This window comes from Crenothrix sp. (assembly GCF_043729335.1).
GTDB lineage: Bacteria > Pseudomonadota > Gammaproteobacteria > Methylococcales > Methylomonadaceae > Crenothrix.
Genome location: NZ_JAYTLQ010000009.1, coordinates 1 through 6,438 on the forward strand (window position 1 = coordinate 1; position 6,438 = coordinate 6,438).

Genomic DNA, 6,438 nt, shown 5'->3' on the forward strand with positions numbered 1-6,438 from the left:
TTAACTCAGGAGGCATTGACTTGGAGATTCCTGTTTGTGGCACCTATTTTGGTAACCCATTGATAAAAATCAACCTGCATTGATTTGTAGGGACTACCTCAGGTTGCTTAATTATTATTATGCTAGTTGGAGCAGCAATATTATCTGCTGCTGAATGGGCAAAAGTAAAATCTCATCAAGAAATGATTATTATAGCTGTACTATTAATAATCTGTATGTTTATCATAAGAATGATTTGGCGTTTTTATCAACATAAAAAATGGATTAGCTATTTAAAAAATAAATACGATAATGATATGTTAGTGGTTGATGCCATTGTTGATAGACAATTCTGGACGGGACAAACTTCAGAACAATTAATAGATTCAATTGGTAGGCCAATAGTGATTGATAGGAAAATATTAAAAACTAGGACTAAAGAAATATGGAAATATTACAAAATCAGGAAAGATCAATACGCATTAAAAATAACCCTAGAAGACGGATATGTTGTTGGATGGGATGACAAAGGTTAGATTTTATTTCTATACGAGCTTAGCTTCGTCACATAGCTTGGCTCGCTAACGAGTAAGGTTAGATTGTCTGAGCGTAGCGAACGGCAATTTGAACCGTTTGAACTGGGCGCTTAGCTAACTTTGCTGCCAGCGTTTTATTTTATAGCTCTCCGGCCATCGGTTAGTTCTGTGTTATCTCCGCCTGTTAATAGTGGCTAGTGCGCGATATTTTCTTCTAATCAAGGTGTTTTTAAAACTATGAAGCCATCAACAGCCTTAGCTTTCCACCGAGAAGCAGTGCAACAAGCCGTGCTACGTTTTCGCACCGTTAACCCGCGCGTATTTGGTTCTGTTCTTTATGGTGTAGACAAAGATGGTAGTGATTTGGATTTGTTAGTGGATGCTTTACCAAATACTACACTGTTTGATTTAGGTGGTTTGCAAATCGAATTAGAAGAGTTATTGGGTGTTCCGGTTGATGTGTTAACACCCAACGATTTATCACCGAAATTCCGCGTTCAAGTCTTGGCTGAAGCACGTCCCGTATGATTGAAAACCGTTTACCTGATTACCTAAACCACATGCTGGAAGCCACAAAACTGGCTTGCTGCTATGTGGTTAAAATGGTTGCCGGCTATACGGAAAGCTGCTGAAAAAAAAATGATATACAGCAAAAGGCAGGTATTGTTATCGTATATTTCCAATTACTCATCCATCCGGCACAATGCTGCCATCCCCCATTATGAATAAACACTGGTTACTCCCTATTTTATCGGGCATCTTTATCGGCACCAGCTATATTCCATTTCCGCCGTGGGCATCATTGTTTTGTTTTGTGCCGTTGTGGCTGTTTTGGATGCAGCAAACCCGTTTAAAAGAGGTAATTATCGGCGGCATGATCACTTCTTTTGTCTTTACCCTGATTGGCTTTAACTGGATAACTTATCTTCTGCACGAATTTGCCCATTTGCCCTGGTTTTTTGCGGGAATAGGTATGCTGGTTTATGCCCTAGTGGCGCATTTATTTGTACCGATTGCAGGTGGATTATGGTTTTGGGGAAAGCAAAAATTTAACTGGTCGCCGTCGCTTTCGTTAGGGCTATTGGCATTAATTACTATTTTGTCTGAAGCCAACTCCTTTACGCTGTTTGACTGGAATTTTGGTTATTCCTGGTATGGCGCGAATATTCCTGTTTATCAGTGGGCTGAAATTATCGGCTTTAGTGGTCTGAGTGCATTAACGTTGCTGACTAATCTACCGCTTTACATTGCTTGGCAAAAACGCGGACAAACTTGCGGCAAACTTATTTTTGCCTCGGTCATCGTCGGGTTTATCCTGCTTAATTTTGGTGGCCTGTGGTTAAAAAATAGATTGCCACAACCCGATGCCAGTTTTACCACGCTGCTGGTACAGGCCAGTACGGAGAATTCCGAAAAAATGGCCGCAGAGTTAGGAGAAAGCTCCAGGGAAGATATATTAAAGCGCTATATGGCACTTACCGACCAAGGCATTCAAGCGCATAAAAACCTAGCCATTGATTTTGTTTTATGGCCAGAAACTGCCTTTCCTGCTTTGTTAGGCGACGCTTTTAAAGCCGATCCTTACCCGATGGCACTGGCGCAATTTATCCGTGAACGACAATTACCGTTAATAACCGGTGCTTACAGTTTTGAGGACACATCACGCCTGATTACTAACTCTTTATTTGTGCTGGATAAGGAAGGCAATATTATTCAGCCCCATTACAGCAAAACCATTCTATTGGCTTTTGGTGAATATATACCTGGGGAACAATGGTTTCCGGGTATCCGTGATTGGTTACCCGCTACCGGGCAATTTGCCCGTGGCGCAGGCCCCACAACGTTACTCACTTTAAACGATTATAAAATGGGCGCGCAAATTTGTTATGAAGGGCTGTTTCCGCAGTTTTCCAGGGAACTGGCCAAACTGGGCGCACAGTTTATTGTTAATACCACTAATGATTCCTGGTATGGCACGTGGCAAGAACCTTACCAGCATTTATATATGACATTAGCGCGGGGCGTGGAATTTCGCCGCCCAGTGATTAGAGTAACCAATACGGGTATTTCAACGGTATCGCTGGCATCGGGGGGAATATTAGAACAATCACCGATACATAAGCCCTGGACGGGCATTTATAAAGTGCCTTATCTTAAAACACCACCAACCACTTTTTATCAGCAATGGTTTTGGTTAATGCCGATTTTATTGTGGGGGGCTTTGGCTGTGCTACTGGGATTTGGAATTTGCAGCCGGTTTAAGCAAAAGTAATAAATCGTTACTGGAAACTTCGCAACACGCGCCAAATCAGGCTTTTATTGCGCAGTGGACAGTGGTTCTGCATTTTATTTTGTTGTAACAATGCACGGTATGCATTGCTTACCTTTTGTGGTTGACACGTACTTGTTCAGTCCCCCTCTTTGAAAAAGAGGGAAGTGAACAAGTACTATCAAATTAGCCGCCTAAATTGTGGGCAAGGTGTACGGTTACGCCAGATGTATGTTAGAAAAACAGGCTACACACTTAAGACGGGACAAAAGTCCTCTCCGGAGGGAGAGGGTTGGGTGAGGGGAAGTTTAAATCACCCTCATCCCAGCCTTCTCCCTCAGGGAGAAGGGGCAATACCCGTCCCGCGTTAAGTTGGTAGCCGAAAAACACCAGGCATAAAAAAAGCTTATCAAAGATAAGCTTTTTTTTAAATGGCGTCCCCAAGGGGGTTCGAACCCCTGTTACCGCCGTGAAAGGGCAGTGTCCTAGGCCGCTAGACGATGGGGACTAGTCAATCATTTTATCTTTTGGTGGAGCCAAGCGGGATCGAACCGCTGACCCCCTGCATGCCATGCAGGTGCTCTCCCAGCTGAGCTATGGCCCCACGTAAAGAGCGGGTATTCTATAGCAAACGCGCAACAAATCCAAGCCTAATTTACACTCTTGATGTAATTTATAGCCTTTTCAATACGTGCGAGGGTTTTTTCCCGACCTAATAATGTTAAGGTAATGTCAATAGCTGGAGAAACCGCAGAGCCACACACCGCCACCCGTAAAGGTTGTGCCACCTTGCCCAAACCCAGCGTCATGGCTTCGGCAACATTATTTACAATCTGATGTAAAGCGTCCTTTTCCCAATCGCTGGCAGCGCTGAATTCTTCATGTAAACGCATTAAGACAGCCGCCGCACCGGTTGTAAAATTCTTTTTGGCCGCTTTTTCATCGTAACTATCAAAATCCTGATAAAAATAAACACTCGCCGCTGCCATTTCCACTAAAGTCTTACTGCGCTCACGCTGTGCTTTAACAATATCCCCCAAATCTGGCCCCGTGGTAGGATCAATACCCAACTGGCCCATGTGCCAGCTTAAATGACGCGCCACATGGGCAGGGTCGCTGTGCATAATGTAATGATGGTTGAGCCACAACAGCTTTTCCATGTTGAAAGTCGATGCCGAACCGTTGACATCGCTCAGTTCAAAATGCTCAATCATCTCCTCGATTGAAAAAACCTCCTGATCGCCATGTGACCAGCCCAAACGCACGAGATAATTCAGCAAAGCTTCCGGTAAATAGCCCTCATCACGAAATTGCATAACGCTGACCGCGCCATGACGTTTTGACAAACGCGCCCCGTCCGAACCCAGTATCATCGGTAAATGGGCATATTCCGGCAGATCGGCAGCGAGCGCATTAAGAATATTCATTTGCCGTGGCGTATTGTTGATGTGATCATCACCGCGAATGACATGAGTAATCGCCATATCCATGTCATCAACTACAACCGTAAGATTGTAGGTGGGTGTGCCGTCTGTTCTGGCAATGATCAAATCATCCAGCTCTTTATTGGCTATGACTATTTCACCTTTGACCAGATCGGGAATCGTCACTACGCCATCGACAGGATTTTTAAAACGTACCACCGCTTCTACACCAGGATGCGCCTTGCCTGAATTTCTGCACTTGCCGTTATAGCGTGGCTTCTCCTTGTTAGCCATTTGTTCGGTGCGCAACTGTTCTAGGTCTTCTTTGCTACAGGTGCAGTAATAGGCATTGCCTTGATCGATCAATGTTTGAATGACTTGTTTGTAGCGCTCAAAATGATGCGTCTGGTAAAAAGGCCCGGCATCGTAATCCAATCCCAGCCAGGTCATGCCTTGCAAAATGGCATCAACCGATGCTTGTGTGGAGCGCTCTAAGTCAGTGTCTTCAATGCGCAAAATAAACTTGCCGCCGTGCTTACGGGCATAAAGCCAGGAGAATAATGCGGTACGGGCGCCGCCTACGTGGAGATAGCCGGTGGGGCTTGGGGCAAATCGGGTGGTTATAGTCATAGTGTTTGTGTTTATGTGAAAAAATTTAGCTTACGCATTGTGAGGTGTGGTGGCATCATAGTCTAAGTCATTAGGAACGCTTTGTTTACAAGGCTTCGGCTACAAGTGATCGAGCGGACTACTGACTCCCCTGCCCCCTTTATTAAGGACATGGGTATAAATCATGGTGGTGCTAACATCGGAATGGCCTAATAACTCCTGTACGGTACGGATATCATAACCGCCTTCGAGCAAATGGGTGGCAAAGGAATGTCGAAAAGTATGGGGTGTGGCTGGTTTTGTTAAACCTGCATCACGTACTGCTTGCTTAACTGCCCGCTGGATTGTTTGTTCCTGCACATGATGGCGACGTACCGCCTGAGTACGGGAATCGGTTGAAATTTTAGCCGCCGGAAACATATACTGCCACATCCATTCCTTGGCCGCATTGGGATATTTACGCTCTAACGCATAAGGTAAATACACCGCGCCAAAACCCTGCGCTAAATCGTTATTATGCAAGTCGCGCACTTTGGTAAGATGCGCCTGTAATGAGGCCGCCAATGTCAATGGCAACATCGTCACCCGATCTTTAAAGCCTTTACCGTCACGAATCAAAATTTCATGGCGTTTAAAGTCAACATCCTTTACCCGCAAACGCAGACATTCCATTATACGCATTCCGGTACCGTATAATAAACTGGCAATCAGCCAGTGCGTGCCAGATAGCCGCGATAAAATCGATTGAATTTCTTCGCGGTTTAGCACGACCGGCAAACGCTTGGGTGTTTTAGCCTGCTCGACGTTTTCCAACCAAGGCAACTGCATTGCCAACACTTCTTTGTAGAGAAACAGTATGGCGCTTTTGGCTTGATTTTGTGTGGAAGCCGACACCTGCTTTTTCACCGCTAAATAAGTCAGAAATTGTTCCACCTCAATTGCTCCCAAGGTGCGTGGATGTTTTTTCCCAAAATGCAGGATGAAACGCTTAATCCAGTCTGTGTATGCCTGCTCAGTGCGGATACTGTAATGCTTTAGGCGAATTTTTCCACGGACTTGATCAAGCAGTCTTGGCTCTTGCACGGGTAAATTTTCTGATGTATTTTGCATTATTTGTATAGACCGGCATTTTAATGATTAAATCGATTTTAATGCCGACATGATTTAGCATTGTAATCTTTTATTTTGTAAAATTTTCTGAAAGGTATTGTATTTATTTTAGGATATGCTAAATTGGCTTACCCTAATGAATTTTAATATATTTTAGCTTTTTAAAAATATTAAGGCAAAGTTTTGTCGTAAACTTTTACGTCACTTTGGCGTGTTATTTCTTCGTGCTTTTAAGATATTGCCCGTAGCTGTGTGCTTTAAAAAAGTAGGCTACATTTTTGAAGGGAATTATTTTTATTTTAGGACAGACTAAATTATTTCAAGCCAATGAAATTAAAATATTTTTACTTTTTAGGTTTTATTTAGACATCAATTTGACGCATTATCTTACGTCAATTAGGATGCCTACTTTACGTTATAAGGTGTTACCCGTATTGGGAGCTTTGCGTGTTATCGTTACAAAAACGGTTGGTGGGTTTTTGTTCGTAAAAGGGTTGTCAAATAACCGTGA

General features: G+C 43.6%; 6 protein-coding genes and 2 tRNA genes. 4 read left to right on the forward strand and 4 right to left on the reverse strand.

Features of this window, described 5'->3' with window-relative positions:
• The first annotated feature begins 119 nt into the window (after positions 1–119).
• The 3 genes from ACHZC4_RS02855 to lnt all read left to right on the forward strand — a co-directional run bounded on the left by ACHZC4_RS02855 (position 120) and on the right by lnt (position 2,787).
• The gene (locus tag ACHZC4_RS02855; RefSeq protein ID WP_394752272.1) at positions 120–515 is read left to right on the forward strand and encodes a hypothetical protein; all 396 of its coding nucleotides are present in this window, start codon (positions 120–122) and stop codon (positions 513–515) included.
• Between the two features lie 237 nt (positions 516–752).
• Entirely contained in the window at positions 753–1,043 is a 291-nt protein-coding gene (locus ACHZC4_RS02860) for a nucleotidyltransferase family protein (protein WP_394752273.1), read from the forward strand.
• Positions 1,044–1,236: 193 nt separating this feature from the next.
• On the forward strand, positions 1,237–2,787 hold the full coding sequence (gene lnt / locus ACHZC4_RS02865; RefSeq protein WP_394752274.1) for an apolipoprotein N-acyltransferase: 1,551 nt from the start codon (positions 1,237–1,239) through the stop codon (positions 2,785–2,787).
• 429 nt (positions 2,788–3,216) lie between these two features.
• Here lnt and ACHZC4_RS02870 read toward each other — a convergent pair.
• From ACHZC4_RS02870 to ACHZC4_RS02885, 4 genes are all read right to left on the reverse strand, one after another.
• Positions 3,217–3,292, reverse strand: a tRNA-Glu gene (locus tag ACHZC4_RS02870).
• A gap of 20 nt (positions 3,293–3,312) precedes the next feature.
• Positions 3,313–3,388: transfer RNA gene (locus ACHZC4_RS02875), tRNA-Ala, on the reverse strand.
• A gap of 46 nt (positions 3,389–3,434) precedes the next feature.
• The gene (gltX, locus tag ACHZC4_RS02880) at positions 3,435–4,838 is read right to left on the reverse strand and encodes a glutamate--tRNA ligase (RefSeq protein ID WP_394752275.1); all 1,404 of its coding nucleotides are present in this window, start codon (positions 4,836–4,838) and stop codon (positions 3,435–3,437) included.
• Positions 4,839–4,937: 99 nt separating this feature from the next.
• A complete protein-coding gene (locus tag ACHZC4_RS02885; protein WP_394752277.1) occupies positions 4,938–5,930 on the reverse strand; it encodes an integron integrase in 993 nt (330 codons plus the stop codon).
• Between the two features lie 275 nt (positions 5,931–6,205).
• On the opposite strand from ACHZC4_RS02885, the gene ACHZC4_RS02890 reads away from it, so the two are divergent.
• The coding region (locus ACHZC4_RS02890; protein ID WP_394752276.1) for a hypothetical protein at positions 6,206–6,438 on the forward strand (233 nt) is incomplete at its 3' end.

Coding starts and splice junctions, on each gene's coding strand:
- ACHZC4_RS02855 (WP_394752272.1), top strand. CDS start 120: ATGCTAGTTGGAGCAGCAATATTATCTGCTGCTGAATGGGCAAAAGTA.
- lnt (WP_394752274.1), top strand. CDS start 1,237: ATGAATAAACACTGGTTACTCCCTATTTTATCGGGCATCTTTATCGGC.
- ACHZC4_RS02860 (WP_394752273.1), top strand. CDS start 753: ATGAAGCCATCAACAGCCTTAGCTTTCCACCGAGAAGCAGTGCAACAA.
- gltX (WP_394752275.1), bottom strand. CDS start 4,838: ATGACTATAACCACCCGATTTGCCCCAAGCCCCACCGGCTATCTCCAC.